Source organism: Roseobacter sp. HKCCA0882 (assembly GCF_037805225.1).
Taxonomy (GTDB): Bacteria; Pseudomonadota; Alphaproteobacteria; order Rhodobacterales; family Rhodobacteraceae; genus M30B80.
The window spans coordinates 358,937-385,581 of the sequence record NZ_JBBLYI010000001.1 but is presented as its reverse complement, the minus strand read 5'-3'; the positions used below and the strand labels follow the sequence as shown (position 1 = coordinate 385,581).

26 protein-coding genes and 1 tRNA gene are annotated in these 26,645 nt (G+C 46.9%); 13 read left to right on the top strand and 14 right to left on the bottom strand.

Annotation, left to right across the window (positions count from 1 at the left end; all coding sequences use genetic code 11):
* Nucleotides 1-9: 9 nt before the first annotated feature.
* The 8 genes from AAC622_RS01980 to AAC622_RS01945 all read right to left on the bottom strand — a co-directional run bounded on the left by AAC622_RS01980 (nucleotide 10) and on the right by AAC622_RS01945 (nucleotide 7,942).
* On the bottom strand, nucleotides 10-714 hold the full coding sequence (locus tag AAC622_RS01980; protein WP_340260049.1) for an SDR family NAD(P)-dependent oxidoreductase: 705 nt from the start codon (nucleotides 712-714) through the stop codon (nucleotides 10-12).
* A gap of 94 nt (nucleotides 715-808) precedes the next feature.
* Nucleotides 809-1,525, bottom strand: a complete 717-nt coding sequence (locus tag AAC622_RS01975) for a haloacid dehalogenase type II (protein WP_340260048.1) — start codon at nucleotides 1,523-1,525, stop codon at nucleotides 809-811.
* 147 nt (nucleotides 1,526-1,672) lie between these two features.
* Nucleotides 1,673-2,398 carry a ribonuclease activity regulator RraA gene (locus AAC622_RS01970; RefSeq protein WP_340260047.1) on the bottom strand — a complete coding sequence of 242 codons (726 nt, stop codon included), beginning with the start codon at nucleotides 2,396-2,398 and terminating at the stop codon, nucleotides 1,673-1,675.
* Between the two features lie 150 nt (nucleotides 2,399-2,548).
* Nucleotides 2,549-4,279 carry an L-arabinonate dehydratase gene (gene araD, locus AAC622_RS01965; protein ID WP_340260046.1) on the bottom strand — a complete coding sequence of 577 codons (1,731 nt, stop codon included), beginning with the start codon at nucleotides 4,277-4,279 and terminating at the stop codon, nucleotides 2,549-2,551.
* Nucleotides 4,280-4,549: 270 nt separating this feature from the next.
* Nucleotides 4,550-4,623, bottom strand: a tRNA-Gly gene (locus AAC622_RS01960).
* A 119-nt stretch (nucleotides 4,624-4,742) separates the two neighbouring features.
* Entirely contained in the window at nucleotides 4,743-5,366 is a 624-nt protein-coding gene (gene leuD / locus AAC622_RS01955) for a 3-isopropylmalate dehydratase small subunit (protein ID WP_340260045.1), read from the bottom strand.
* Nucleotides 5,363-6,745, bottom strand: a complete 1,383-nt coding sequence (locus AAC622_RS01950) for a 3-isopropylmalate dehydratase large subunit (RefSeq protein WP_340260044.1) — start codon at nucleotides 6,743-6,745, stop codon at nucleotides 5,363-5,365. Before AAC622_RS01950 ends, leuD begins: the two co-directional genes overlap by 4 nt.
* Nucleotides 6,746-6,754: 9 nt before the next feature.
* On the bottom strand, nucleotides 6,755-7,942 hold the full coding sequence (locus AAC622_RS01945; protein WP_340260043.1) for a CaiB/BaiF CoA transferase family protein: 1,188 nt from the start codon (nucleotides 7,940-7,942) through the stop codon (nucleotides 6,755-6,757).
* 26 nt (nucleotides 7,943-7,968) lie between these two features.
* Here AAC622_RS01945 and AAC622_RS01940 point away from each other — a divergent pair, with 26 nt between their 5' ends.
* From AAC622_RS01940 to AAC622_RS01905, 8 genes are read left to right on the top strand one after another with little or no spacing between them, the layout of a single operon-like run.
* Complete coding sequence (locus AAC622_RS01940; protein WP_340260042.1) at nucleotides 7,969-8,919, top strand: hydroxymethylglutaryl-CoA lyase; 951 nt, start codon at nucleotides 7,969-7,971, stop codon at nucleotides 8,917-8,919.
* Entirely contained in the window at nucleotides 8,916-9,704 is a 789-nt protein-coding gene (locus tag AAC622_RS01935) for a GntR family transcriptional regulator (RefSeq protein ID WP_340260041.1), read from the top strand. The genes AAC622_RS01940 and AAC622_RS01935 overlap by 4 nt, the downstream gene beginning before the upstream one ends.
* A gap of 47 nt (nucleotides 9,705-9,751) precedes the next feature.
* Nucleotides 9,752-10,318 (top strand): DUF4440 domain-containing protein, encoded by a 567-nt coding sequence (locus AAC622_RS01930; RefSeq protein WP_340260040.1) that lies wholly within the window; start codon nucleotides 9,752-9,754, stop codon nucleotides 10,316-10,318.
* The gene (locus tag AAC622_RS01925) at nucleotides 10,315-12,012 is read left to right on the top strand and encodes a hydantoinase B/oxoprolinase family protein (RefSeq protein WP_340260039.1); all 1,698 of its coding nucleotides are present in this window, start codon (nucleotides 10,315-10,317) and stop codon (nucleotides 12,010-12,012) included. Before AAC622_RS01930 ends, AAC622_RS01925 begins: the two co-directional genes overlap by 4 nt.
* Nucleotides 12,009-14,069 (top strand): hydantoinase/oxoprolinase family protein, encoded by a 2,061-nt coding sequence (locus tag AAC622_RS01920; protein ID WP_340260038.1) that lies wholly within the window; start codon nucleotides 12,009-12,011, stop codon nucleotides 14,067-14,069. Before AAC622_RS01925 ends, AAC622_RS01920 begins: the two co-directional genes overlap by 4 nt.
* Nucleotides 14,066-14,668 carry a cysteine hydrolase family protein gene (locus tag AAC622_RS01915; protein WP_340254953.1) on the top strand — a complete coding sequence of 201 codons (603 nt, stop codon included), beginning with the start codon at nucleotides 14,066-14,068 and terminating at the stop codon, nucleotides 14,666-14,668. The genes AAC622_RS01920 and AAC622_RS01915 overlap by 4 nt, the downstream gene beginning before the upstream one ends.
* Complete coding sequence (locus AAC622_RS01910; protein ID WP_340260037.1) at nucleotides 14,665-15,531, top strand: isocitrate lyase/PEP mutase family protein; 867 nt, start codon at nucleotides 14,665-14,667, stop codon at nucleotides 15,529-15,531. The genes AAC622_RS01915 and AAC622_RS01910 overlap by 4 nt, the downstream gene beginning before the upstream one ends.
* Complete coding sequence (locus AAC622_RS01905) at nucleotides 15,464-16,894, top strand: FAD-dependent oxidoreductase (RefSeq protein ID WP_340254947.1); 1,431 nt, start codon at nucleotides 15,464-15,466, stop codon at nucleotides 16,892-16,894. Before AAC622_RS01910 ends, AAC622_RS01905 begins: the two co-directional genes overlap by 68 nt.
* A gap of 54 nt (nucleotides 16,895-16,948) precedes the next feature.
* Here AAC622_RS01905 and AAC622_RS01900 read toward each other — a convergent pair whose 3' ends face one another.
* The 4 genes from AAC622_RS01900 to AAC622_RS01885 all read right to left on the bottom strand — a co-directional run bounded on the left by AAC622_RS01900 (nucleotide 16,949) and on the right by AAC622_RS01885 (nucleotide 21,352).
* On the bottom strand, nucleotides 16,949-18,259 hold the full coding sequence (locus AAC622_RS01900; RefSeq protein WP_340260035.1) for a TRAP transporter large permease: 1,311 nt from the start codon (nucleotides 18,257-18,259) through the stop codon (nucleotides 16,949-16,951).
* Nucleotides 18,260-18,297: 38 nt separating this feature from the next.
* Nucleotides 18,298-18,813, bottom strand: coding sequence for a TRAP transporter small permease subunit (locus AAC622_RS01895; protein ID WP_340260034.1), 516 nt, complete (start codon nucleotides 18,811-18,813; stop codon nucleotides 18,298-18,300).
* A 72-nt stretch (nucleotides 18,814-18,885) separates the two neighbouring features.
* A complete protein-coding gene (gene dctP, locus AAC622_RS01890; protein WP_340260033.1) occupies nucleotides 18,886-19,893 on the bottom strand; it encodes a TRAP transporter substrate-binding protein DctP in 1,008 nt (335 codons plus the stop codon).
* A 295-nt stretch (nucleotides 19,894-20,188) separates the two neighbouring features.
* Nucleotides 20,189-21,352 carry an MFS transporter gene (locus tag AAC622_RS01885; RefSeq protein ID WP_340260032.1) on the bottom strand — a complete coding sequence of 388 codons (1,164 nt, stop codon included), beginning with the start codon at nucleotides 21,350-21,352 and terminating at the stop codon, nucleotides 20,189-20,191.
* Nucleotides 21,353-21,554: 202 nt separating this feature from the next.
* Between AAC622_RS01885 and AAC622_RS01880 the strand changes: the two genes are divergently transcribed.
* From AAC622_RS01880 to AAC622_RS01860, 5 genes are read left to right on the top strand one after another with little or no spacing between them, the layout of a single operon-like run.
* Complete coding sequence (locus AAC622_RS01880; protein WP_340260031.1) at nucleotides 21,555-22,469, top strand: polysaccharide deacetylase family protein; 915 nt, start codon at nucleotides 21,555-21,557, stop codon at nucleotides 22,467-22,469.
* Complete coding sequence (locus tag AAC622_RS01875) at nucleotides 22,466-23,365, top strand: polysaccharide deacetylase family protein (protein WP_340260030.1); 900 nt, start codon at nucleotides 22,466-22,468, stop codon at nucleotides 23,363-23,365. Before AAC622_RS01880 ends, AAC622_RS01875 begins: the two co-directional genes overlap by 4 nt.
* Before the next feature lie 8 nt (nucleotides 23,366-23,373).
* Nucleotides 23,374-23,664 carry a DUF4387 domain-containing protein gene (locus AAC622_RS01870; RefSeq protein WP_340260029.1) on the top strand — a complete coding sequence of 97 codons (291 nt, stop codon included), beginning with the start codon at nucleotides 23,374-23,376 and terminating at the stop codon, nucleotides 23,662-23,664.
* The gene (locus tag AAC622_RS01865) at nucleotides 23,661-25,064 is read left to right on the top strand and encodes an acyclic terpene utilization AtuA family protein (RefSeq protein WP_340260028.1); all 1,404 of its coding nucleotides are present in this window, start codon (nucleotides 23,661-23,663) and stop codon (nucleotides 25,062-25,064) included. The genes AAC622_RS01870 and AAC622_RS01865 overlap by 4 nt, the downstream gene beginning before the upstream one ends.
* Nucleotides 25,061-25,741 (top strand): cysteine hydrolase family protein, encoded by a 681-nt coding sequence (locus AAC622_RS01860; RefSeq protein ID WP_340254920.1) that lies wholly within the window; start codon nucleotides 25,061-25,063, stop codon nucleotides 25,739-25,741. Before AAC622_RS01865 ends, AAC622_RS01860 begins: the two co-directional genes overlap by 4 nt.
* Nucleotides 25,742-25,743: 2 nt before the next feature.
* On the opposite strand, the gene AAC622_RS01855 is transcribed toward AAC622_RS01860, so the two are convergent.
* Both AAC622_RS01855 and AAC622_RS01850 read right to left on the bottom strand, forming a co-directional pair.
* Nucleotides 25,744-26,124 (bottom strand): hypothetical protein, encoded by a 381-nt coding sequence (locus AAC622_RS01855; RefSeq protein ID WP_340254916.1) that lies wholly within the window; start codon nucleotides 26,122-26,124, stop codon nucleotides 25,744-25,746.
* The gene (locus AAC622_RS01850; protein ID WP_340260027.1) at nucleotides 26,121-26,507 is read right to left on the bottom strand and encodes a nuclear transport factor 2 family protein; all 387 of its coding nucleotides are present in this window, start codon (nucleotides 26,505-26,507) and stop codon (nucleotides 26,121-26,123) included. Before AAC622_RS01850 ends, AAC622_RS01855 begins: the two co-directional genes overlap by 4 nt.
* Nucleotides 26,508-26,645 lie beyond the last annotated feature (138 nt).

The window sequence follows — 26,645 nt, the reverse complement described above, 5'->3', positions numbered from 1 at the left end:
CATATTATCTCACATTGCACTGTATCCGCCATCTACAGGGTAGATAGCACCGGTTATAAAGCCCGCGCGATGCGATAGTAGCCACGCTACAAGCTCTCCAATTTCATCAGGTTTGCCCCAACGTCCCATTGGTGTGCGAGCCAAGATTGGTCCATTGCGCTCTGGATCTTCGCGCAAGGCAGCTGTCATTTCTGTTTCAATCCATCCAGGTGCAATCGCGTTTACGCGAATTCCATCGGCGGCCCATTTTCCAGCCAAAGCCTTGGTTAACTGGGAAACGCCGCCTTTTGAGGCTGAATAGGCTGGCACAAGTGGTCCGCCAAATGTACTGAGCATCGAGGCAGTATTAACAATCGCACCTTTAGATCTGGCGAGCAATTCATGAGCTGCTAGACATGTACGCATTGTACCAGTGAGGTTGATCTCGATGACCTTGGTGAAAACATCCATTTCGTATTCCGCACCACGAAACAAAACGCCGGCACAATTAACAAGGGCATCCAGAGTTTCAAACCGGTTAAAAAATTCAGTAACCTGACCTTGGTCGGTGACATCTAGTACAGCGGTTTCCGCGCTGGGCACAGCAATTGAGAAAGCATCGATCTCGCGCTCATCAAGACCTGTGGCCAATACATGCCAACCCTCTCGCAATAGCACGCGCGCAATACCGGCGCCTATCCCGCCCGTACCACCGATAACTACTGCATTCTTCATATTTGTACCTTTGCGAGCGGAATACTTGAGCCACCTTCATACAAGATGGCAGCGCATACAAGTTTCAATTAAAGTTTAATTGAGCCTTATATTTCTAGGCGCCCATCTCAGTTGCAAACTCAATTAAGTCAGACGCAATGACATCCCACTCTTGCTCGGCAGTGAGATCAGTCTTCTGCCCGGGACCATACTCGGTAGACCTTGGGATGAATGCCGTCCGCAGTCCACATTCACGTGCGGCAACAAGGTCATAATTATGCGCAGCACATAACATCACCTCTTCAGGATCCAGATACATCATCTGACACACTCCCAAGTATGTCTCAGGATCAGGTTTATAATGCTGGTATAACTCGCAAGAAAAGGCATGATCCCAAGGCAAATTCGCAAATTTGGCCATGTTAACCAGAAGAGAAACATTAGCATTAGATAATGGGCCAATCACAAACTTACGCTTCAAGCGTTCCAGCCCCTCAACTGCGTCTGGCCAAGGATTTAAACGGTGCCAAACACGGTTAATATGCATTAAATCTAGCTGACCAAGCTCAGGTGCGTGTAGTTCTGATAGCACAGCCTGAAGACTTTCAAAATGTAAGTCATCCAAATTAGTCCAAGGAATTTCCCCTGATCTTACGCGCCCCATTTGCGGCTCGTAGCTGCCGCGCCAAAGATCTGCTAACAGCGCCCAGTCAATTGATAGGCCTTTTTGTTCGCCCCACTTAGACAAGTCCTCAATAATGCTTCCACGCCAATCAACAACTGTTCCAAAACAATCAAATATAATCAGTTTTACATTCTCAGGCCCAGTCATTTTGGGTCTCCGTCATAAAATTCGTAAATAGCAATCTCACCAAACCACAAGGCAAATGGTCTGCCAATAAATTTAAAGTGCGTGACTTGAAGCTCCTTTTGTAAGCTATTCGAGTTGCGATCTCTAACTAACGCTATTTTTACTCATTTAACGATTATTTGCCTTACGCCATTTGGCAAATTTATCGATATTTTCTCCCTTGGTTGCGGGATACAGACCAATAATCGTGGCACCATTTTGTACTTGCTCAATTACAAAATCTTCGTACGCCGTCATCTCAACGGCTTCGTCTGCGACTTCCTCAGCCAGATGGGCTGGAATAACTATGACACTGTCATCGTCGCCGACCACAATATCACCGGGAAAGACCGGTGCATCGCCACAACCAATAGGTTCGTTTATCGCTATTGCCTCGTTCGTCACCAGGCTCGTAGGTGAAGAGGGGCGGTTATGATAGGCCGGTATATCGAGTTCGGAGATATTCATAGCATCACGCAAACCGCCGTCAGTCACCACACCAGCACCGCCGCGCATCATCAAACGAGTAATCAAAATGTCTCCAGCACTAGCGGCAAGCGCCGATTTCCTGCTGTCTATCACCAAAACATGTCCAAGCGGACAAGTCTCGATAGCGACTCGCTGCGGGTGATCCGGATTACTAAGCTCAGCCAGCTGATTGCGGTCTTCTCGCGCAGGTATAAAGCGCAATGTGAAGGCAGGGCCTACCATATTCTTACCTTTTGGCGATAGAGGCCGCACATCCTGGATGGTTTGGTGGCGCAAACCACGCTTGAAAAGTGCGGTTGCCAATGTAGCAACAGAAACCTGTTCGAGTTTTTCTTTCATTTTCTGTGTCAGTGGATGATTGCTCATGGGGCAATTCCTTTGTTTCAAACTTTAGGAGCCATAAATATTTGCAATTGAGCGTTGGCCAAACTTCCCAAATATAATCTCTTGCCTCATTTCAGAAGGACATCCTTTGGACAGAGATAACACAATGCGCAAGGTCGCGATTTTATTCCATTAGAATATATCAGGCTCACCCGCAGTTTGACCGTGATCGCGTGTCAGATAATCAAAATCGCAGCCGGTATCGGCTTGCCCCACATGTTTGGAGAACATCCATCCCCAGCCGCGTTGGAAGCGAGGTTCAGGGGGAATCCAGGCGGCTTTGCGGCGCTCTAGTTCCGCGTCATCAACTATCATATTGAGCGACCGGTTCGGCAGGTCCATTCGGACTATGTCGCCGGTTTTTAATAAAGCCAACGGTCCACCAACAAAGCTTTCTGGAGCAACATGAAGAACACAGGCGCCGTAAGATGTCCCAGACATACGCGCATCTGAAATGCGCAGCATATCGCGATGCCCCTGCTTTATAAGCGCTTTTGGGATCGGCAACATCCCCCATTCCGGAAAACCTGGTCCACCCTGTGGCCCGGCATTACGCAAGACCAGAACATGATCAGGCGTAACTTCAAGATCTTCGTCGTCAATCGCCGTTTTCATCTCGGAATAGCTGTCAAAGACCAGTGCCGGCCCTTCATGGATATGATATTTCGGATCGCAAGCGGCTGGTTTAATTACCGCACCCGACGGACAGAGGTTGCCACGTAAAACCGCTAGAGACCCCTCATGGTAGACCGGGTTGGACAACGGGCGTATGACGTCATCGTTATAGACCTGAGCATCTGCAATATTATCAGCTAGCCTTCGACCGTTGACCGAAACAGCCGATGTGTCGAGCCGGTCTGCGATCTGCTTGATCATGGCAAGCAACCCTCCGGCGTAATAGAAATCCTCCATCAGGTAGTCCTTCCCTGACGGTCGAACGTTGGCGAGCAAGGGAACAGTACGCCCCAACGCGTCGAGGTCGTCGAGCGTCAGTTCCACCCCCGCGCGGCGGGCAATAGCGATGAGGTGCACCACTGCATTAGTGGAACAGCCAGTGGCCATGGCGACGATGGCGGCGTTCTTCACACTGGCCGAGGTAACAATGTCTTGCATAGAGACATCTTCCCAAACCATTTCTACGATCCTTCGGCCACAAGCGCTTGCCATGCGCGAATGATTGGCATCAACTGCCGGGATTGAGGAGGCTCCTGGAAGCGTCAGCCCCATAGCATCCGCTATGGTCGTCATCGTGGATGCCGTGCCCATCGTCATACAGACGCCATGAGAACGAGCAATTCCGCCTTGCACACCCCGCCACTGCTCATCGTTGATATTGCCAGCGCGCCGTTCATCCCAATATTTCCAAGCGTCAGAACCGGAACCTAGGATCTCTCCGGCGTAGTTTCCGCGTAGCATCGGTCCCGCAGGTAGATAGATGAATGGCACTCCAGCGCTAAGCGCTCCCATAATCAGAGCAGGCGTCGTCTTATCGCAGCCACCCATCAATATAACCCCATCAAAGGGGTGAGAGCGGATAACCTCTTCAGTCTCCATGGCCAGCATGTTGCGATAGAGCATAGAACTCGGTTTTGTAAATTGTTCATCCAAACTGAGAACTGGCATCTCTATAGGGAAGCCGCCCGTTTGGTTCACACCGCGCTTAACTTCCTTGGCGCGCTCAGGAAAATGCCCGTGGCACGAGTTGATCTCTGACCAAGTGTTTAAAACACCAATTATCGGTTTCCCCCGGAACTCCTCTTCCGCATAACCAAGCTGCATCATTCGAGATCGATGACCAAAACTTCGCAAATCATCTGGGGCGAACCAACGAGATGACCTCAATGAATCAGGTGTTTTAGGCATCAATCATTATCCCTGTGCAATCAACCGTATGAAATTTATTAATAATGATGACCGTAATATTCTGCCACATGTATAAAAGTCCAAGCACCATTTAGCGACCCAGCGCCCAGAACGAATATATGCTGTCATGACGCAAACTTGGTTAGACATTGCTCGTGCGCTCCGCCTAACATCCAAGGGACGGCTGAGGATAGTGATAGACCCACTGCAAATAGAATTCATCAGATCAGCTGAGAACTATCGCAAATCATAAGATGAAGGAGGTTTTGATGGAGCGGGTAGCGGGAATCGAACCCGCACGACTAGCTTGGAAGGCTAGGGCGCTACCATTACACCATACCCGCTCAATAATCTGACAGATATTTGACCCGACATTCGAGGTCAAGTAAGTCATATTCGGTCGCCGAATAAAGACACACAGCGGGACCCGGTTTGAGTTAATTTCACGAAACAGCCTAATGACTCAGTCGCTGATCCTGTAAAGCCACTGACGCCTCCGCATATCATCTGCGATGAAACGATCGATCAAACCCTTATCTTCAAGTGTGAGATCTATTGGAGCCAAACCATTTAAAAGCATTCGGCGCGCCAATGGAGATATCACAAAATCAAAACTGTTATCAGTTGTAGCGAGGGTACATTTCTCAAGGTTCACTGACAAATGATGTGAGGTAGGATTCATTCTTACCCACTCAGTGATAGCTTCTATTGATGGGCGATCGAGGGTAATTGGTAGAACACCATTAGCGACGCAATTGTTATAAAAGATTGATGCAAAGCTTTCCGCTACTACTACCTTGAACCCGTAATCTGCAAGAGCCCAGACAGCATGCTCCCTCGACGAACCACATCCTGCATTTCTACCCAGAATTAGTATAGAAGCGGCACAATAATTTGGATGATTTAAAAGAAATTCAGGGTCAGGTTTTCTGTTGCCATCTGAATAGCGGATATTGGCAAAGAGGCCATTTGCCAGCCCAACCTTTGAAACCCGTTTCATCTCGCGCGATGGAATGATCACATCAGTGTTAAGATTATCCGTCAACAACGGGAGCGCGATGCCACTATGGTTCGTAAATGGCTTCATTCGTATGCCTCGCGCACATCACTGATATGTCCGTTTATCGCACTCCAAGCAACAGTCTCAGGGCTGGCGATGTGTGTGCAAACACCTGGCCCTTGACGTCCTTCAAAATTCCGATTGGTCGAGGAGATGACACGACTTCCTGGTGGGAAGGTCTCACCACCAGCATAAAAACAAAACGCACATCCAGCTTCATGCCATTCGAACCCTGCGTCTAGAAAGATTTTATCCAAACCTTCTGCTTCAGCAGATATCTTAACTTCTTTAGAGCCAGGGGCACAAATTGCTCTAATTTCAGACTTAACTTTTCGACCCTTTAATATGTTCGCAGCGCGTCGAAGATCACTTAACCTGCTATTGGTACAGGATCCAATAAATGCACCATCTATTGCTTGTCCACGAATTGGTTCATGAGGCTTTAAACCAATATATTTAAATACATCGGCAAAATCTGAACGTTGATCGGGCAAAACCTCATCAATAGCGATGGCATGTTCGGGGCTGGTACCCCAAGTTATCATTGGTGCGATTTCTGCAACATCCACTTCAAGATCAACATCGAATGATGCATCTACATCACTAATCAATGACGCCCAATGCGCCTCCGCAATCAATCCATCCTCATCTTTCGGAGCAAAAGGCCGCCCCCGTGTATACTCAATAGTCTTGTGATCTGGCGCTATAATTGCTGTGAATGCTGCAAACTCTACACCCATATTGCAAAGAGTTAAGCGCTCCTCAATTTCCATCTCCTCAATTGCTGATCCTGCAAATTCGATCACAAAGCCTGTCCCAAAATCAGCACCGAACCGACTTATTAAATTTATTACGATATCTTTAGCGGTAAGCCATTGTGGCTTTTTTCCAGTCAACCGGATGCGCATTTGTTTGAACTGAGGAACCCTAAGTGTTCTTGTGGCTAAAGCATGCTCGCAGTCAGTTGAACCTATTCCCCACGCCAAGGCTCCCATTGCACCAAGTGTACATGTGTGACTGTCCGGACAAACGATGGTTATGCCCGGCAAAACAATTCCCTGCTCTGGAGCTATTACGTGTACAATACCTTGTCGATCATCATCAGCACCATACAAACGGATACCAAAGACTTGAGAAGCGCGATGCATCTCCTCAATAAAAATCATTCCACCGGGCATTCTAGAGATATCTGGGCGACCAGGCTTGGTATCTACGATGTGATCAATAGTCGAAAAAACGGTCTCTGGCGCTGCAATGTTTCGATTTTCAGACAACATATTGGACAATGCAACCGAACCAGTGCGTTCGTGCAGCATAATCCGATCAATTAGTATCAACGATGAGCCATCATCAAACTGACGCACTTCGTGAAGTTTTCTGAGCTTCTGGTAAAGAGTTTGCCCCATTTTTAAAATCTACTCTTCTGACGGTGGGATAAAACCCAATTTCGAATAAATCTTATCATTGTCCGCCCCTACTCTGGGCGGGTTCAGTCGAACCTGAGGTCGAACACCATCTATTTCTAAAGGTAGCGCAGGTAACTTGATCTGTTTACCATCAGGAAGCTCCATCGGCAGCAAACCATGAGCATTTAAATGAGGATCGGTCAAAAGATCATCTGGTTTTCGAATTGGTGCGTACGGAAGACCAATGGTCTCTAAGCGAGCGCCCAAAGCTTCACTATCCAGGGCTCCAAATATTTCACGAAGTCGTGGTATTATAACCTTCCTTTTCGCCACCCGGCCTGCATTGGTAGCCAACGCGTTATCGCTTTCCCAATCCATCAATGAGAATGCCCTGCAAAGAGACTTCCATTGTCCGTCACTCACAACAGCAACGAACATTTGACTGTCAAGCGTTTCGAAAACATCATACACAGCCCAAGCTGAAATCCGTTCAGGCATTGGAGGAGCCTCTGTGCCTGTTACTGCTCCTTGAGCGATATGCTGCCCAACTAAAAAAGCCGTAGTTTCATACAAAGATGCACGAATGTTTGCGCCCTTCCCACTGTCCTTCCTAGCGACTAGCGCGGACAGAATGCCAATAACACCAAATAAAGCGCCTGTGACATCTATGACCGAAGCTCCAGCTCTTAGCGGCCTTCCTTTCGGGCCGGTCATGTAAGCCAGCCCCCCCATCATCTGGGCCACTTCATCCAGTGCAGTTCGGCTTTCGTACGGCCCAGACAAGAAACCCTTGCAGGATTGATAAATGATGCTTGGGTTGATTTCACGTACCTCTTCATAACCCAGGCCAAGCTTATCGAGAGCACCATCGCGAAAATTTTCAACCAAAATATCGGCGTCGGCAATAAGCGAGCGCACCACGCTTAAGCCTTTTTCCGATTTCAAATCGACCGTGATACTCTGCTTGTTGCGATTATACATCGCGAAATAACCTGCGCCAGAACCTGGCAACCGCCGGGTCTTATCGCCTCCTACAGGCTCGACCTTGACAACATCAGCACCCAAATCGGCTAAAATCATGCCGACAGTTGGCCCCATTACCATGTGCGAAAATTCAACTACACGAATGCCATCCAACTGAGCCATTTTCTCACCGATCTGTTTACTTTTATTACATTTGGTATAAGGATATACCATTATGTCAATTTTAAAGTGAACCCACAATGATAACTGTCAGCGAAGTTGGCCCACGTGATGGCGTTCAAAGTCTCGATTTTTTGGTAGATTTAGAAATCAAAAAGCAATGGATTGCTTCTGAAGCGGCTGCGGGAGTACCAGAAATTGAAGTTGGTTCATTCGTAAGCTTCAAACGATTACCGCAAATGCAAGATACGCCCGCGCTAGTGGAATTTGCATTAACTATTCCTGGATTGAAGGTCGCTGCTTTGGTGCCCAACCTGCAAGGAGCGAAAGCAGCTGTGGCGGCCGGCGTTCACAAACTATCAATACCAGTATCAGCAAGCGAAACCCATTCGTTGCGCAACGTTAATCGCACCCATGAACAAATGATCGAAGAGGTCAAACAGATAAGGGCGCTCGTAGACGATCAACCGAGTGAAACTCGTGCAAATATAGAAATTGGCATTGCCACCGCATTCGGCTGCACAATTGATGGAAACGTACCTCAAAAAACCGTCGTTGAACTGGCTGAACGTTTGATGATCGCAGGGGCCGATGAAATTGGCCTATCAGACACTACTGGGTACGCTGACCCTAAAATGGTCAAAGATCATTTAAAAGCAGTACAAAAAGCTATTGGACCGGCGAATGTAACTGGCGTGCATCTACACAACACACGCGGACTTGGCTTGGCTAACGCTTTAGCAGCGTTAGATTGCGGGATCACGACGATCGATGCTTCTCTTGGAGGCTTAGGCGGATGCCCTTTTGCGCCTGGAGCAAGTGGCAATATTGTGACGGAAGATTTGGTCTTCATGTTGCACTCAATGGGCTATGAAACTGGAATTAACTTGCCGGAGCTTATTGAGGTTCGAAAGAAATTAGCCGAACAAATTTCAGGTTCATCTATTTATGGGTTCATCGCTGATGCAGGGCTTCCTTTGGGCTTTAGTCAAAGCAGCCACGCTATAAATGGTGACGAGGCCCATTCATGACAGGATTGTTCTCGGGGCACGTTGATACGAAAAGCCCGACACCGTTATACCATCAAATTTTTTTAGATTTTAAGCATAGAATTATCTCAGGAAGTCTGGCTGACGGATTTAAATTCCCAAGCGAGGGGAAGCTTGCGAAAGAGTTCGATGTATCAAGGATCACCATTAAGCGTGCCCTGAATGAACTTGCCCAGCAGGGGCTTGTTGAAAGACATCGGGGAAGCGGAACTGTCGTTACATATGTTGCGTCAAATCTGCCAAATAATGATGGTTTCACTGCGTTAATGGACAGCCTACGTAAGATTGCGGCCACAACCACTGTGGAAGTTTTATCCGTCGATTTGGTAAAGCCGCCGCCCAGCATTGCACAACATTTGGCTTTACCAAATTCTCAGTACGCACGACAAATTCATCGGAAGCGCTACTATCAGAATGATCCATTCTCATACGTTCTCAGCTATAGCCCTGAAAAAGTTGGGAAATCCTGGACTAAGGAAGAATTGTCCAAAAAACCGGTTTATCAGCTGATAGAAGAAGGCGGGTTCACCACCGAATGGGCGCGCCAAACTATCTCATGCGAGGCAGCAAACCCTTTTATAGCACAGAACCTAATGTTGCCAGAAGACGCGCCAGTTCTGAAATTACGACGTCTTCTAGGAAATGAAACTGACGGTCCGCTACATTACATCGAGGTTTGGTACCGTTCTGATATGTATCAATTCACGATGGAGATGGGCCTGGGTGATTTCAAAAATCAGCGCCAGTTATGGTCTTCAGTTGAGTAATCTGCCGTAAGCAACTTCTTCTTCACCAAACTACGAAGGTCTTTATCATGCCGATTGTCGAGGTTCATTTAATTGAGGGGTATTCCGAGAGCGAAAAAACGAGGATCTGTGAGGCATTAACGGATGCAGTTAGAATTGTTGTGCCGGCTAGCCCGGATGCAGTTACTGTGATGGTACATGAGATGCTTCAGTCTGAATACATGCGCGGCCGCTCTCACAGATCACCAGCACCAGCGCTCCCAGACCCACGCGAAATTGTAAGTCAATTTCTAACGCTTATGGAACAACGCGATATAGCAGCTGCCGAAGAGTACCTCGATGAGAAGTTCTCAATGACGTTTCCCGGTACTCAGCCAATGCACCGTTTAGAGGACCTAGTTAACTGGGCATCCAAACGATATCGTTATGTTGTAAAAAAATATGACGGTTTCGAAGCGTTTCAATCACCTGGCGATGAAGCTGTAGTTTATTGCCGGGGCACGCTATCTGGAGAATGGCTTGACGGCGAGCCCTTCGAGGGAATTCGTTTTATAGACAGATTTGAAGTCATTCGGGGCGTGATTTCTAAGCAGGATGTTTGGAACGATATTGGTGAGGAAAAAATAAAAAAATGACCCAAGATATAGATCCCATAACACTTGCTGTTCTCGCTGGACGGATGGAGCAAATAGCCGATGAAATGGACGCCACTCTCTTTCGAGCTGCCTTTAACCCAATTATTGCGGAGGCACATGATGCCTCACACGGCCTCTATCATCCTCAATCGGGTGACACTTTGGTACAGGGGAAATCGGGTCTCCCCATCTTCGTAGGCGTGATGTCGTTTGCCGTGAAGAGCGTTATCGAAAAAGCCTCTAAAGATGGCAATTTGAAGGACGGCGATATCTATATTTTCAATGATGCTCACCTCGGTGGGACCCACCTAAATGACATGCGATTAGTACGGCCTTATTTCAATAATGGAGAACTATTTTGCTATCTTGCATCAGTTGGGCATTGGCATGACCTTGGGGGTGCAATCCCAGGGAATTATAATCCTGAAGCAACAGATGCGTTTCAAGAAGCATTCATACTACCACCAGTCAAATTGGTGAAAGAAGGAGAGCTCCAGACTGATATTATTGATATCTTGATGCGCAACACACGGCTCCCGCAGTCAGCGCAGGGCGATCTGAATGGCCAACTAGGCGCCTTAGATCTTGGCGTAAAAAGATTAGATGAACTACTTTTCGAGTACGGGCCCGACACGGTTAAATCCGCTTTGAATGCACTTCAAGATCGCGCCGAAATTTTAATGCGCGAGGAGCTCAAAGAACTTCCAGATGGGCGCTGGGAAGCGATTGATTATCTAGATAATGACGGTGTCTCTGACACTTCCTTACCGATAAAAGTGTGCCTCGAAATTAAAAATGACACTATGTCTTTAAATTTCGAAGGAACTGCTGCGCGCTGTGCGGGGCCTGTGAACATCGCTCTCCCGACTGCGATAGCAACAGCTTATGTTGCGATAAAACATATGTTTCCTAATCTGCCTGCAAACTCAGGGGTTATGCGACCAATTAATATCGTAATTCCAGAAGGCTCACTGCTTTCAGCTCCATTTCCAGCACCTGTAGGCGGCTACACAGAGACAATTTTGCGAATGATTGACGTAATTTTCCAAGCGGCCGCTCAGGCCGCGCCAGAGCGCGTCGTCGCAAACGCCTATGGCACAATCAATGCTTTATCGATATCCGGCAAGCGCAAAAATGGTCAACCATGGGTGATGTTTAGTTTCTACGGCGGAGGGCATGGGGGATCAAATGAAAGCGATGGCCTCAACCATGGTAATGCTCCTATTTCCACAGCTACGATCCCACCGTTGGAAATTCTTGAAGCGGCGTACCCTGTTATGTTCCGAAAATGGGCCCTTAGAACGGACAGCGCGGGTTCAGGAATGTATCGCGGGGGACTTGGCGCGACCTACGAAATTGAGGTTCTAGAAGAGAGTGGAGCTAAAGCCTTTCTTTTTGGCGAACGCGGAAAATACGCCCCTTCCGGTGTAGTTGGCGGCGGGAATGCAGCTTTAAATGTATTTACTTATGAACAGGACGGTGGCTGGCAAAACCCACCCATGACCTCCAAAATGGTAGGAATAAATCTCAAGCAGGGTCAGTCCGTGCGTTTGGATACTCCGGGTGGTGGTGGCTATGGAACACCCTCGAAAAGGCCAGCAGAAAGCGTGGCGCGGGATGTTGCAGCAGGATACATAACTGCAGAGAAAGCCACCGAAGATTATGGTTCCGCCTGGCAGGAGGTCACTATATGACTGAGATCATAATTGGCGTCGACGTTGGGGGTACATTCACTGACATATTTGCGCTCAACGAGAAATCTGGCACTGCTGAAGTCACCAAAGTCCCAACCTCACGTCCGGATCAATCGGACGGTTTCCTCAGTGGAATACGTTCCCTAGTCAATAATTTCAGCGACCTATCTGTGGTAGTACATGGGACCACTGCTGGTACAAATGCGTTATTGGAACGTAAAGGCGCAAAAATTGGCGTCATTACCACACAAGGCATGCGAGATGTTTTGGAAATGCGGCGGCGCGATCGTCCTAAAACCTGGGGGTTGCGAGGCAATTTTATTCCAATCGCTGAACGTAATTGTCGGTTAGAAGTTTCTGAGAGAACCTTGGCTGATGGAACTATCAGGACACCCGTAGATTTGCCTGCGGTACGGAAAGCAGCTCAAGAGTTGCTGGACTTGGGGTGTAGCGCGATATCAATATTATTCGCTAATTCCTACGCGAATAGTGAGAACGAAGACAGAGCGGTAGCTGCTGTGCGGGAAATGTGGCCCAACGCACATGTGGCTTCGTCCTCCGAGATACTGCCTGAAATTAGAGAATTTGAACGGTTTTCGACCACAGCCCTGAACGCTTATTTGCAACCAGAGGTGTCTGGATATCTAAATCGGCTTGAAAAGGCTTTAAGCACAGGTGGTTTTTCAGGCGAGTTTCTAATCGTTCAGTCAAATGGTGGCGTTATGGGGGTGGATACCGCCGCGAAACTTCCAATCAGGACCGCATTGTCTGGGCCCGCAGCTGGCGTAATTGCAGCTGGCTACATTGCTGAAGCAGCAGGGTTACCAGACATAATAACGGGCGACATGGGCGGGACATCATTTGATGTCTCACTAATTGCAAACAACCAAAGCATGTTATCTTCGCAAACCTCAATCGACTTTGGAATGGTCGTGCGTTCACCAATGATAGAGATTACAACCATTGGCGCCGGTGGTGGATCAATCGCATGGGTAGACAAAGGCGGACTTTTAAATATTGGGCCTGAAAGCGCAGGCTCAACCCCTGGACCAGTCGCTTATGGACAAGGCAATACGCGACCAACGGTAACAGACGCAAATGTTGTACTAGGCAGAATTGATCCAGAAAACCCAATCGGTGGTAAAATTGAAAAGCTTGATGTGCTTGCCGCATCAAAGGCAATCGAAACGCATGTTGGAGACCCATTAGGCCTTACTGCCATCGAAGCAGCAGAGGCTATTTTGCGTGTCGCCAATAGCCGAATGGCAGGTGCCTTAAGATTGGTTTCTATCGAACGTGGGTTTGATCCCAAACGGTTCGCATTTATGCCGTTTGGAGGGGGTGGAGCATTACACGCGTGTGCAATGTTGGAAGAGGTAGGTTTAGCAAAAGCTATTGTACCGCGGTATCCAGGAGTGACGTCTGCAATGGGCTGCGTGATCGCCGATATGCGTCAGGATTTTGTGCAAACCCTTAATTCCGGAGTGAATGACACAGATCCAGCAGTAATTTTTGAATACTTACAAAATCATGTCCGTGAAGGACACCGGGCTCTTGATGCGGCAGGAACTAACTTTGAAAGCAGGGTTACATCTTTCACCTTCGATATGGCGTATCAAGGTCAAACACATACGGTAAATGTTCCAATCGACATTAATGTAAGTAATGAAGTCGTAGCGGTACCATCACTGGATCAGATTAGTAATGCATTTGATCTGGAGTATAAAAAAACCTTCGGCCGCTTGCTTGAAAACGGTGTGAGACGAATAATCAATATTAGAACTTCTGTAACCGGGAAACGACCTCGCTTTGACTTGGCGACATTAGCACCCAAGGGAGGGTCAATTAAACAAGCATTTAAAGGGACGCGCTCGGTGCACTTTGGCGATCAATGGTATGATACTAACATATATGACAGGCTGGAATTGCCAGTTGGAGCCGTAATTCCTGGACCAGCCATACTCGAACAGCCAGACACCACAGTTCTTATCGAACCAGAGCTTGTCGGCCGCATTGACGATTATGGTAATACCCTAATTGAAAGGTCAAAATCATGAATCCGAGCAAAACAGCGCTTCTTACTATCGATTTACAAAATGATTTTTTACACGCTGATGGTGCTTACGGGCGCGCCAATCAATCAGCAGAGGCAATTTTAAAATTACCGGAGATGATTAAACCTATAAGAGACGCACTGATAAATGCAGGCGGAACATACATCTCTGCACAATTCACATTAGTGCCGGGTAGAGGTGGCGAACCTCTTATTGCCCCTCATTTAAAAAAATTACGGCCATTCTTGGGTAAAGGTGATTTTGCACCGGGAGGCTTCGGCCATAATTTAGTGAATGAACTAGCGCCAGCGGATTTTACAATTGAGAAGGTGAACTACTCGGCATTCTACCAAACCAGGTTAGAATATATTTTAAACCACCAAGATATTAACACACTCATCATAGGGGGCATTGTCACAAACGGTGGTGTGGCCAGCACTGTAAGAGACGCGCATCTTCGCGACATCCACACAATCTTGCTATCTGACGGATGCGCAGCGTTTAACTCTCAAGTTCACGATGCCACCGTGACATCTCTTAGCACCGTTTCAGAGGTTTTGAGCTGTGCAGACGCCCTTAGCCTTATTAAAAAAATCGAATGACTTTACGGCGACGGCTAACCAAAAAAGAGATCCTGATTGCGCCAGGAGTTTTCGATGCGCTTAGTGCAACCATAGCCGCTCAATGTGGGTTCGAAGCGCTATACCTGTCTGGAGCGGCTGTCGCTTACACACGCTTAGGACAACCGGATTTTGGCCTAACAACAGCAACCGAAATGGCCGAGACTTTGGCGCTAATTTCAGACAAAACAAGCTTGCCGGTAATAGTGGACGCAGATACCGGGTTCGGAAATCCTTTGAATGCTCGGCGGACCATGTTGAACTATGAACGCGCCGGAGCCGCGGCTTTACAAGTAGAAGACCAAATCTTTCCCAAAAAGTGCGGCCATCTTTCAAACAAGTCCCTCATATCACCAGGAGAAATGGTGGCAAAAATCTCGTCGATGGTTGACGCACGATCAAAAGATACGCTTGTAATTGCGCGGACAGATGCAATCGCTGTTGAGGGGCTAACGGCAGCTTTAGACCGAGCCACTTTGTATCTAGAGGCCGGTGCTGACGTAATTTTTGTGGAAGCGCCGAACACCCAGGAACAACTTAATACAATCACAAAGCGTCTAGGTGGACGTGCGCCGTTGGTCGCAAACGTAGTAGAAGGCGGCAGAACACCTGAATTTTCCTCAGACGAGCTCGAAGAAATGGGTTTCGATATAGTAATCTTTCCCGGCGGGATAGTCCGAGCTTTGGCAAAAACAGCAAGAGAATACTATGAAACTCTTTCGAGGACAGGCTCTACCCAGGCATATAAAGATCGTATGTACAATTTTACAGAACTGAATGACATTATTGGGCTACAAGAAATGTCAGCGCTGGACGAAAAATTCAAGGACATACCCGGTGATTGAAGCGCCTCTGGATAACTACGATATACATATAGAAACGTTGATAATCGGAGCGGGAGCTTGCGGCATGATTGCTGCACTTTCTGCATATGAAGCGGGCCAGGACGTACTGATAATCGAGGCCGATCCAGTGCCATCAGGATCAACTGCCCTAAGCGCAGGCTTGATACCCGCCGCAGGAACAAAACTCCAAAAAAACGCGGGAATTAATGACAATCCTGAAATTTTTGCAAATGACATTCGAAAAAAAGCGAAACAGGAAAACGATTTCGAACTCGAACGTGTGCTTTCAGAAGGATCAGCCAAGGTCATTGAGTGGCTGATTGAACAACATGACTTGCCATTTTCATTGGTGGAAGACTTTGACTACCCTGGGCACTCTGAAAGGCGAATGCACGGCTTACCCAGCCGGTCAGGTGTAGAACTAATCAACAGCTTACGCTCGCGCATAGAACAACTTGAGATACCATTGATATGCCAAAGGCGCGCAGACGCTCTATATGCTCTTGATAAAACGGTTTTTGGTGCCCGTTTACGATTGCCAGATGGAACTTTCGAAACCGTTTCAGCCGATCGGGTCATATTAGCTTGCAACGGCTTCGGAGGAAATCGCACGATGGTGTCTAAACACATGCCAGAAATAGATCGCGGTTTGTGGTTTGGTCACAGCGGAAATCAGGGCGATGCAGTGATTTGGGGGCAAGGATTAGGGGCCTCAACAAAACATTTATCAGCATATCAAGGTCACGGTAACGTTGCTTTTCCGCATGGCATTTTAATTACCTGGGCAGTAATTATGCAGGGTGGGTTTCAGGTAAATATTTCTGGACAGCGTTTTTGGAATGAAGCGCAAGGGTATTCTGAAGCAGCACGCGCAGTCCTATCCCAACCCGAAGGTATAGCTTGGACTATTTTTGACAGTAAAATCGCAAAAATTGCTCGGCAATTTTCCGATTTTAAAGACGCAGAAGCGCAAGGTGCGATTGTTTCCGCAAGCACAACTGAAGAACTGGAAACCAAATGCAACCTACCAAGCGGCAGTCTAGAAAGTAACATTTTAGACATCCCATATGGCGGCACTGATCGCTTCGGAAGAGAATGGGCTAATGCGAAACTTATGCCATCTTTTCACGCTGTTAAGGTTACCGGTGCTCTATTCCATACACAGGGCGGATTAGACGTTGACCCTGCAACAGCATTGGTGCGTCACACCTCAGGTGGATGCTTTCAAAACCTACATGCCGCGGGCGGAGCAGCATGTGGCGTATCTGGAGCAGGTGATAGTGGATATTTGTCCGGCAATGGCTTACTTTCAGCCTCCGTGTTGGGGTTCATCGCAGGAAAGTCCAAAACTACCGCAAGTTAATTGCTAAATCGCAATAGCTTCAGGCGCACATTGACCAACGCTATGATGCGCTGATCAGTTCATCAGATTTGGCAAAAACGTTACTATCGATGGAAATGCTATTAACAGCGCAAGAGTTAACACGTCCATTACCAGGAAGGGCGTGATACCTGCAAAAACTTGCTCGAGTGTCAAAGGTACCGGCGACGAACTTCGTACAACATACGCATTTAAACCAACTGGTGGGGTAATCAGGCTTATTTCAGCCAATTTAATAGAAATTACACCCAGCCAAATTGGATCATAACCCACGCTCGTCATGACCGGAAACATAATTGGAAGGGTCATAACCATGATTGCAATGGGATCAATAAGCATTCCCAAAATGAGATATAATCCTGCAAAAGCCAGCAGATATGTGAGAGGAGCCAGTTCCATTGCAAGCATCCAGTCGGACACATCACGGACTAACCCTGTGTAGGTTAAAAACCTAGCAAATATAATTCCACCAATCACCACTATAAAAATAGTTGATGTGGTAATTCCAGCGTCTTTAAATGTTTCAATCAAGGCTCGGCTATTCATTCGGCCTTTTAGTAAAACAATCATAAAGGCACCAAATGCTCCTACAGCACCCGCGTAGGTCGGCACAAAAAACCCAAGGTAAATTCCACCAATTACCAATGTGAATAAGGCCATTATGCCCCACACACCCTTCAATGAGCTTATTTTCTCTCTTAATGTGAAACGCTCATCCGGGATTGGACATAACTTTGGGTAAAGCCGGGCAATGAAATAAATCCCGAGCATGTAAATGGCTGCTGACAGGATCCCCGGTATTAAGCCGGCAATCAACAGTCGAGCAACTGACTGCTCTGTAATAACAGCATAAACAATCATCAAAACTGATGGAGGGATCAGTGAGGCTAGGGTTCCTGATGCTGCAATACAACCGGCAGATATACGCTTATCATAACCAAATCTGGTCATTTCGGGCATCGCCATTTTTGTGAAAACAGCTGCATTCACAATAGTTGAACCACAAGCAGCTCCAAATATCGCCGACGCGAGTGTTGTAGCCATCGCCAAACCACCTGAAATTCGGCCGAGCCATCTGTAAGCAGCACGATATAGATCAGTAGTAAGTCCGGCTTGGCTTGCAAGCGCTCCCATCAAGATAAACAGAGGGATAACCGCTAGAGTAAAAGAATTAGTGGTAGAAAATGGTATTGTGGCAACTTGAGCAAAAGACGCCTGAGGGTTTATTGCGAGGAATATTCCAACCACACCAGAAAGCCCAAGGGCTACGCCGATATGAACGCCGAAGGTAAGCATAAAAAATAGCAAGATACCGACGATAATTCCGGTGGTGCCAGTGTCTAACATTATTATACTTGCCTTATCTACATTGTTACTGATTTGCGTCAGATCGAGGGTGCAGGCTGTGGCTCACCAGATCTAACTCGTCCGCAATCGATAATTAAGTCCAAGACAAGCCTCAAAATTATTAAGGATGCGCCAGCAACCAGCGTGAATCTTGCAGGCCATAGTGGGAAACGGATCAAACCAGAAGTGGCTTCACCAATCTTGATGGAGTATTGCGCCTCTAAAAGGCCCTGCCAAGCTATAAGCGAGAAAAAAATTATCGCTGCAACGTCAGTCACAACATCCATCACTGCACGAAATCGAGGACCGACTGCGAGGTAAGCTATCTCTACTCGAATGTGAGCACGGCGGATCTGCGCAAACGTCAAAGCACCAAATACTATCAACACCATGGTGCTTTCAGTTAGCTCTCTGGGACCAGGGACTGGCACGTTCAACACTTGTGTGCCCACCACATCTGCTACACCTAAAAAAGTCGACATAATCATGCCGACTCCGCCTATCAGCAGAACTATCAGTGCTAGGCGTTCAGAAATTTTCAAAAGAAGTTTCAATCAAATTTTCCACGCTTACGATGTTCAGGTTATGGCGAAAAGAAGTCCGCCATAACCAACGTTTGATAGGTATTACCCACCGATTTGTTCGTTGAAGTAGGCAACGACTTCCGCGGCAGCATCGCCTTGGCCACGAGATGCCATGTCTTCGGCCCAACGGTTAAGGAAATTAGGTGCAGCCGCTTGCCATGCCGCGAACTCATCAGCAGGGAATGGGACAATCACACCGCCATTCGCTTCAATTTGTTCGCCTGCAGCGGCTTCAGCTGCTTCGATATTATCAATATAATTTGAACCCGCTATCCGAGCCTCTTCCAGCATTATAGCCTGGTCTTCCGAAGAAATTTCAGCCCACTTGTCACTGTTGATTACAATCAAGTGCCCTGAGATCGACATGACTGGCCCACAGCTATATGTTCCAGGTTCGTAGAGACGATTAGCTAGGATATTGCCTCGGTTGATGAACGAATAGTCGAGCGATCCACGCTGCAATGCCTCATAAATATCACCAACACCGATGCTCACGGGAACAGCGCCGATAGCTTCATGAGCCAACGGAATGTCCGAGCCAAATGAGCGGATCTTCTTGCCTTCTAGGCCCGCTACGTTGTCACAGTTAGCATCTGGGCCGGTCATGTAGTATGAACCTAGGGGCTGTTGGAAGAGGAATGTCACGCCGAAACTGTCTAGCTCCGCTCTAAACTGCGGAAGTGCCTCATATGCAGAAGCTGCAATTTCCATCACCTGACGGGGCGATCCCCACGTAAACGGCAGCTGGTAGGTTTTCCAGAAAAGAAGTTGATCAGGATAGTAGCCGGGGACAACTGAAGCCATATCAATTGCGCCTCTTCCAGCCAATGTTAGTAACTCAGCACCGCCGCCAAGGCCACCCGCATAAGTAACTTCAATATTTACACGCCCTTCAGTGCGTTCTGTCACTGCAGCAGCGAAATCCTTTTCCGCCTGCAAGAAGGGGGAATCTCCCAAATAGTGGCCCCAACGCAAAGTGACGTCTGCAAACGCACTTGTCGAAACAACCGATGTAAGTGCCGCAGCACCTATAAGCTTGATCATATTCATGACAAAACTTCTCCCTGATTGTCCTGGCTTTTACAGCCAAGCTTTTGTTTCGTTTACCTTATGCGGACTTCTCCGCGTTAACTTTCAGTCATCAAATGGTTGGATGCTTTTTCACAAGAAATCCGATCAGTAGGATCCAACGACCAAGCCCATTTAATACACACTACAGTGTGTAGCGCACTGCGGAGTTGTCAATAGACTCTCAAGATCGAAATCCATTGCGTGTACTGGCTTAATAGCTTGCTGAAGCAACCTAAAAAAATTTAATGCGTACCATCTCTCACATAGGAGGTCATTACTGATATTGTTTCGGTGTAACATGATGCAATGCGATCAAGACGACTATTAGCGTTGCGCTTATCGTGGTCACTAATGCGAGTGAAGGGGCAAAGGAGCCGGTCAAATCGGACAATATACCGAATGAGACAGGTCCCAATACACCTCCAATTTCAGCAACGGTAAAAAACAACCCTCCCGCCAACCCAAGGCGATCAGCAGGCACTTTTGGCGTTTCCATAAGTATGAGTATCGCAACGGTCATCATAGATCCGCGAGCCAATCCTTGAATGCACAGGCCCATAAACATTAAGGGACCAGCATCGGTCTGCAACAACAGGCTGGCTGTAAATGTGGCAATAAAAAGACCTGCCATCACACTCAAACGATACTTTGGAACAGCTAACCGAGGGATTATTAGTGCACCGAGGATCCCGATGATTGACGGAATTGACGCCCAATATCCCGCTGCAACTCGATCAAGGCCACGGCTGACCAGAATTTCTGGCAGCCAATTGTTCAATGAATGGTTGATAAAGAATATTCCCACGCTCATTAACAAAATAAGTTGAACAGGACGTAAACCGATCAATTCGAAGAATGCCAATAAATTAAATTTTTTACCGTCTGCATCTTCAGCTACTTTTACACCTTTAATATTTGTGGCGATTAACCAAAGCATGCCACTCATCAACGTGAATAGAGCAAAAATGCAGATTGCAGCGCGCCAGTTTTGATCCACAAATACCATAACAACACTATTCATAAGAGACAGAGACACCAGTCCTCCAAGGTATGGACCAGTTACATATACCCCCATCGCGCTTGCACGCGATGGACCCTTAAAACACCCAGCTATCACCTTAGGGGCGCCGACAGAAATTAGTGGTCCACCAAACCCCAAGATTGAAACAGCGAAAAACATTTGGAATGAATTAACTGCAGCACTACGCGCAATCATCGACGCCGCCATTATCAAAGCAGCCACGAAAAGCATCCTACGGGCACCAAACCGATCAAGCAAAATCCCGGATGGTATCGAAGCAATGATGTAAGTAAGTGGCCACGCCCCAAGTATCAGCCCCATACTTGAAAAGCCGACCCCCAACTCTTCGCTTATCGGAGCGATCAACGGGGCCATTGAGGCGATATTAATGCCAAAGCAAAAGTAAATCAGCCACACCCCGGCTAGTACAATCCACTTCCCATAGCGACCAGTGAAATCTAGATTTTCGATATCATCCTCATGGAGTTATTATTGTGTCGCCACCCTAATATTCTACCTTTTTTGTTGGCGTTTGATGCAGCGAAATATTGATTAGATTGTTTGACAGTGAATACCAATTAGCGTCAACTATAATCAATTTTGATTTGGGAGTAGAGGCATGTTGAATGAGTTCAACTTCGATCCTGCAGACAGAGCTCCTTTTTCTCCAATATCAAAAAGGCCACAACTTAGGTGGCCAAATGATGCAAAAATTGCAATCTGGGTAGTGCCAAATGTTGAGCACTATGAATTCTTGCCGCGACCATCCAAAAAGCGCGATCCATGGCCACGAATGAAGCACCCCGACATAATTGGGTATGGCACAAGAGACTACGGAAATCGGGTCGGAATTTGGCGCATGTTTGACCTTTTTGACCGTTTTGAAATACGCGCAACAGTCTCATTATCAATGGCAAATTGGGTCCATTATCCTGAAATTTTTAAGGCCATGGAAGCACGAAACTGGTCGATCATGTGCCATGGGATGTATAATACTAGGTACCATTGGGACATGTCAGAACATGAGGAAAGAGCGGAAATTGAGGAGGCCGTCACTTTATACGGTGAACTCACCGGTAAAACACTAAGCGGCTGGTTCTCACCAGCGGCATCTTACACGCTTAATACGCCTGATCTGATCGCTGAAGCCAAAATAACCTACTACTGCGATTGGCACCATGATGATCAGCCTCTCCCCCTAAGGGTCCGAACGGGTTCTTTGATCACAATTCCATATTCAATGGATTACAATGACTCAATCTTACATCGCCAGCAATTTGAGGCGTTGGATTATTACACATTTGCTAAAGACGCGTTCGATACTTTGTACGACGAAGGTGGGCAAGTTTTATGCCTTGCTTTGCATCCGTACATGATGGGCCAACCACATCGAATAGGACATCTCGCACGGCTGTTAGAGTACATCAAAGAACATGACAAAGTTTGGATCGCCACTGGTGATGAAATTGCTGATTGGTACCTAAGAAATTGCGCTGATCACATCGCATGGCACAAAGCTAGAGAAGCATCATGACAAAACCCCGTAGAGGAATGGATCATGATATTTACGAGTTTTCACCAATCACGCGTAGGCCGCCTCTTGACTGGCCATGCAACAAAAAACTTGCGGTCACAGTCCTTCTACACTTGGAATATTGGGAATTGCAGCCACCTGATCAAGCGATAAGGGACAATAGATTTACGGGGGAATATGGCTTCTACTTCCCAGAATATAGACCATTTACTCAAAGAGAATATGGCAACAGAGTAGGCGTTTTCCGAATTCTTAAATTACTCGACGCTTTCAAAATGAGGGTCTCAGTAGCTGCAAATTCATTGGCGTTATCGCGTTACCCTGAACTTGTTAATGAATTCCGAGGCCGGGGATATGAATTTGTGGCACACGGTGAAGCACAGACACGAATGCTGTCTTCAGCGATGAATGAAGAAGAAGAACGGGCGGTAATAACTCGTACCACTGACACATTTGAAAGAGTTTTAGGCATAAAGCCGATCGGCTGGTTGGGCCCAGACAGCGGTGAAAGCGATAGGACTCCGCATTTATTAAGCGACGCGGGTTATCAATACATCCTTGATTGGCCGAATGATGATCAACCATATCCGATGACTACGAAACCTCCTATTCTATCTATCCCGAACCAAATGGAATGGGATGACGTTACGGCGCTATGGCTACGTAAAGTGCCAAACGACAGGTATCCTGATTTGGTTAATGAAGCTGCAATCAGCCTCGCAAAAGAAGGCGGCCGTTCATTCGTTTTATCTCTGCACCCCTGGGTGATAGGACAGCCACATAGGATTAGATATCTTAAAATGGCGCTACAAAACTTAACGAACATAGACGGGATATGGAAAGCTACTGCGGGTGAAGTATCAAATCATTTGAGACACTTGTGGGGATGGACATGAAAAGGAGTTTGGCAGATGTCGCTAAAATTATCCGTTCAAAAAACGCAGGCCCCACACTGCTAACAATAGATATTTTGTTCAATACTAATGAAGAATTTGTTCTGGGCCGCTCATCACTAACGCCAAATTCTGTTTGCCAGAGGTATGGCTGTAAAATCGCTGACTTGGAAATCATTCCATATCAAACTGCTTTGGCCATAAAGATAGTTCTTAGGCGTAAGATTATAGCCGGTTCGCCAGGTGACCGTGATGTGTACGGCAGTCAACAGCATGGACCACTGTTGGGGATTTTAGTATGAGCGCGCTTGAACGGCTGCTTAAATTGCGGGAACAAAACCCAGGTCCATTAAGGATATTATCTGCTTCAGGGCAACTTGGCTTTGGAATTCCAAAGAAGAGCTTTGAGCGCGGAATCAAATCTAAACCGCATGTTATAGCGGCAGATATGGGATCTGTTGATCCAGGACCAACGTATTTAGCAACCGACAAAATCGCAGCTCCGGAAGTTTTAGTACGCTCAGATATGCGGTTGGTTCTTCATGGCGCGCAACAGCTGGGTGTTCCCTTACTAATAGGAAGTGCAGGGACAGCAGGAGCGGACGTGCATCTAGACGTTGTTCTTAAAATTTTGAAAGAAATTGCCGTCGAAGACAAACTCCATTTTAAACTCGGCATCATCCGCTCCGTCATCCCACATGATCTAGTTGAACACTCACTGCTAAATCAAAAACTTAAGCCCATTGGTCCAATTGACTTGGATGAAAACACACTCAAACAAACCGAAGTAATTGTCGGTCAAGCAGGTATGGGACCGTTCGAACGCGCATTAAAGTTGGGAGCAGACGTGATTGTAGCTGGAAGGGCATGCGACACCGCTCCGTTTGCAGTAATACCAAAGATGTTAGGCTTCCCCACCGGCGTCGCTGTGCATATGGCGAAAATTCTTGAGTGTACATCATTGTGCTGTGAACCTGGTGGGCGTGATGCAATGCTCGCCACTTTCGACGGCGACAGTTTTACGGTCGAGAGTATGAATGAGGCCATGCACGCAACTCCGACATCCGTAGCCGCCCACGCACTTTACGAACAGTCTGATCCCTACTTTATTCATGAACCCAACGGCCGTGCATGCCTAAAACATGCAAAATATGAAGCCATCGACGAAAGGCGCGTGAAAATATCAGGAGCAACTTGGCAAGCCGCTGACAAGCCCTGGATAAAAATAGAAGGCGCCCGAAAACTGGGAAGTCGGGCAGTCATGCTCGCAGGAAATGCAGACATCAATTTCATAAAGCAGAGTAAAAATATCATAAATAAAGTTGAAGAGGTTGTCAGGGAAATCATTCCATTCAGCGAGTGGAGTTTGAATATAAGGCACTACGGCATTGACGGAGTAACAGATTGGCCTGAACCTCCGGTTAATTTGCCGCGAGAAATTTTTCTGCTGTGTGAATGTATCGCTGAAAATTCTGAAAAAGCTAAGTTAGTTTTGGCAACTTTCAGACAACAATTGTTGCATTTCGGTTTTCCCGGAAGGTCGGCCACTGGAGGCAATCTGGCGTTTCCGATTACTCCACCTGAATTAGATGCGGGTGAGGCTTTTACTTTTTCAATATACCACCTCTTAGAATTAGATGACTGGAGCGCTCTAGAGCAGCTATTTCCCGTTACAATAGAAAAAATTGGAGATCCGACGTGACTGATGTTCTCGAGACTGCCGATTATATTCAAGCCTACAACAATGTGCGCCCTATTGACCCAACCAAGTCGGCGTTGCTTATTGTGGATATGCAATATGCGACTGGGCATCGAGATGGACCACTAGCGCAGCGCATGAAAAGCGAAGGTTTAACAATTACAGATTGGCGCTTTCAACGCATTCATGAATTGGTAATTCCAAACAATTTACGCCTAATTGACACCATTCGGAAAGCCAGCGGCCATATTATCTATATCACAATCGGCGCAGCGATGCCCGATTGCAGAGATGCTCCTGTTCACATGCGTGAATTATTTCTAGACATGAAAAATTTCATAGGGTCGCGATCTCACGAAATTATAGATGAACTAAAACCCGGCCCAAATGATCACATCGTGAGAAAAACGACCATTGGTGCATTTGCATCTACAGGAATAGATCATCTTCTAAGAACACTTGGGTGCAACGCTCTTTTTGTAACTGGCGTTTCGACCAATATGTGCGTCGAAACGACTGCGCGAGAAGCTGCTGATAGAGGTTACGATGTCACCATCGTGGAAGATGCTTGCGCGACGACACATAAGGACCTCCACCACAATACGATGCGCAACTTTCAACGTTTGTTTGGTAAAGTGCGTAGTACCGAAGAAGTAATGGAACTACTCTCACATACTTGAGCTTACGATTGAACTGTGTTCGCACCAGCCATGTAAATTTGAATTGTTGATATCAAGCGGTTTTGGATCTGAAAAATATTAGCGTTTGACTTAACAGGCGGGGCTTCAGGTCCAGAGTAAGTGACCTTGAAAGTTGTTACGATGCACTTAGCGGGGACATCAACAATGTGTTTAAAATCATGATGTACTGCACTTATTTTTGAATTTTCCCAGCGACTTCTGAAAAGCTCTAATATTTCAGTCTTGCCACTATAACGCAAATTGTGCGTTTCAATTATCAAGGCGCATTGATCGGTTAAAAGGTTACCTAACCTAACTAAATTTTTATGGTCTAAAGCATAAAAATAAGATTGAGAAAGTTTAGTCAAATCACCTGAAGTCATTGAGCGGATTCCAACGTATTTTCACCTGTCATATACACGGCAACAGCACAGAACCTTTCGTCCCGCACCTCAAAAAAGTTACAGTTTGACTTCAATGTGTGGCTTCCATCGTGTTCAGTATTATCCACTTGAAAGCGCGCAACAATGCGGTTTGTCTCCGCATCTGAAACGAACTCAAACTCATGGTGTAAAACCGCAGCATGGCTATTCCATAACCTGCGGAACATGCCTTCTATTGCATCGTGCCCTTGCAACCGCACTCCGTGCGTTTCGACCGTAAATAGGCAATCACTGGTCAGCGTTCCTAGAAGAGTATCAATATCCTCTCTATCAACCGCAGAAAAATATCTTAACACCAAATTAATCAGTTGCTCATTGTTCATATCAAGAACTTCCATTGCTTGAATGTGATCGCCTTGGATCGTTCAGTTTTTAATTTTTTCTTAAAGCGAGATATCATCCGCAACTGTGTGACTTGACATGATGTAATCAGTTCCGTCAACTTCGCCTTAAGTCCTGTT

Excerpts from the sequence above, each read along its gene's own strand:
- AAC622_RS01880 (WP_340260031.1), top strand. The coding sequence starts at position 21,555 with ATGTTGAATGAGTTCAACTTCGATCCTGCAGACAGAGCTCCTTTTTCT.
- AAC622_RS01905 (WP_340254947.1), top strand. The coding sequence starts at position 15,464 with ATGACATTATTGGGCTACAAGAAATGTCAGCGCTGGACGAAAAATTCA.
- AAC622_RS01950 (WP_340260044.1), bottom strand. The coding sequence starts at position 6,745 with ATGGGGCAAACTCTTTACCAGAAGCTCAGAAAACTTCACGAAGTGCGT.
- AAC622_RS01980 (WP_340260049.1), bottom strand. The coding sequence starts at position 714 with ATGAAGAATGCAGTAGTTATCGGTGGTACGGGCGGGATAGGCGCCGGT.
- AAC622_RS01875 (WP_340260030.1), top strand. The coding sequence starts at position 22,466 with ATGACAAAACCCCGTAGAGGAATGGATCATGATATTTACGAGTTTTCA.
- AAC622_RS01970 (WP_340260047.1), bottom strand. The coding sequence starts at position 2,398 with ATGAGCAATCATCCACTGACACAGAAAATGAAAGAAAAACTCGAACAG.
- AAC622_RS01850 (WP_340260027.1), bottom strand. The coding sequence starts at position 26,507 with ATGAACAATGAGCAACTGATTAATTTGGTGTTAAGATATTTTTCTGCG.
- AAC622_RS01900 (WP_340260035.1), bottom strand. The coding sequence starts at position 18,259 with ATGTTAGACACTGGCACCACCGGAATTATCGTCGGTATCTTGCTATTT.
- dctP (WP_340260033.1), bottom strand. The coding sequence starts at position 19,893 with ATGAATATGATCAAGCTTATAGGTGCTGCGGCACTTACATCGGTTGTT.
- AAC622_RS01920 (WP_340260038.1), top strand. The coding sequence starts at position 12,009 with ATGACTGAGATCATAATTGGCGTCGACGTTGGGGGTACATTCACTGAC.
- AAC622_RS01945 (WP_340260043.1), bottom strand. The coding sequence starts at position 7,942 with ATGGTATATCCTTATACCAAATGTAATAAAAGTAAACAGATCGGTGAG.
- AAC622_RS01975 (WP_340260048.1), bottom strand. The coding sequence starts at position 1,525 with ATGACTGGGCCTGAGAATGTAAAACTGATTATATTTGATTGTTTTGGA.
- leuD (WP_340260045.1), bottom strand. The coding sequence starts at position 5,366 with ATGAAGCCATTTACGAACCATAGTGGCATCGCGCTCCCGTTGTTGACG.
- AAC622_RS01855 (WP_340254916.1), bottom strand. The coding sequence starts at position 26,124 with ATGACTTCAGGTGATTTGACTAAACTTTCTCAATCTTATTTTTATGCT.
- AAC622_RS01865 (WP_340260028.1), top strand. The coding sequence starts at position 23,661 with ATGAGCGCGCTTGAACGGCTGCTTAAATTGCGGGAACAAAACCCAGGT.
- AAC622_RS01925 (WP_340260039.1), top strand. The coding sequence starts at position 10,315 with ATGACCCAAGATATAGATCCCATAACACTTGCTGTTCTCGCTGGACGG.
- araD (WP_340260046.1), bottom strand. The coding sequence starts at position 4,279 with ATGCCTAAAACACCTGATTCATTGAGGTCATCTCGTTGGTTCGCCCCA.
- AAC622_RS01935 (WP_340260041.1), top strand. The coding sequence starts at position 8,916 with ATGACAGGATTGTTCTCGGGGCACGTTGATACGAAAAGCCCGACACCG.
- AAC622_RS01915 (WP_340254953.1), top strand. The coding sequence starts at position 14,066 with ATGAATCCGAGCAAAACAGCGCTTCTTACTATCGATTTACAAAATGAT.
- AAC622_RS01940 (WP_340260042.1), top strand. The coding sequence starts at position 7,969 with ATGATAACTGTCAGCGAAGTTGGCCCACGTGATGGCGTTCAAAGTCTC.
- AAC622_RS01910 (WP_340260037.1), top strand. The coding sequence starts at position 14,665 with ATGACTTTACGGCGACGGCTAACCAAAAAAGAGATCCTGATTGCGCCA.
- AAC622_RS01930 (WP_340260040.1), top strand. The coding sequence starts at position 9,752 with ATGCCGATTGTCGAGGTTCATTTAATTGAGGGGTATTCCGAGAGCGAA.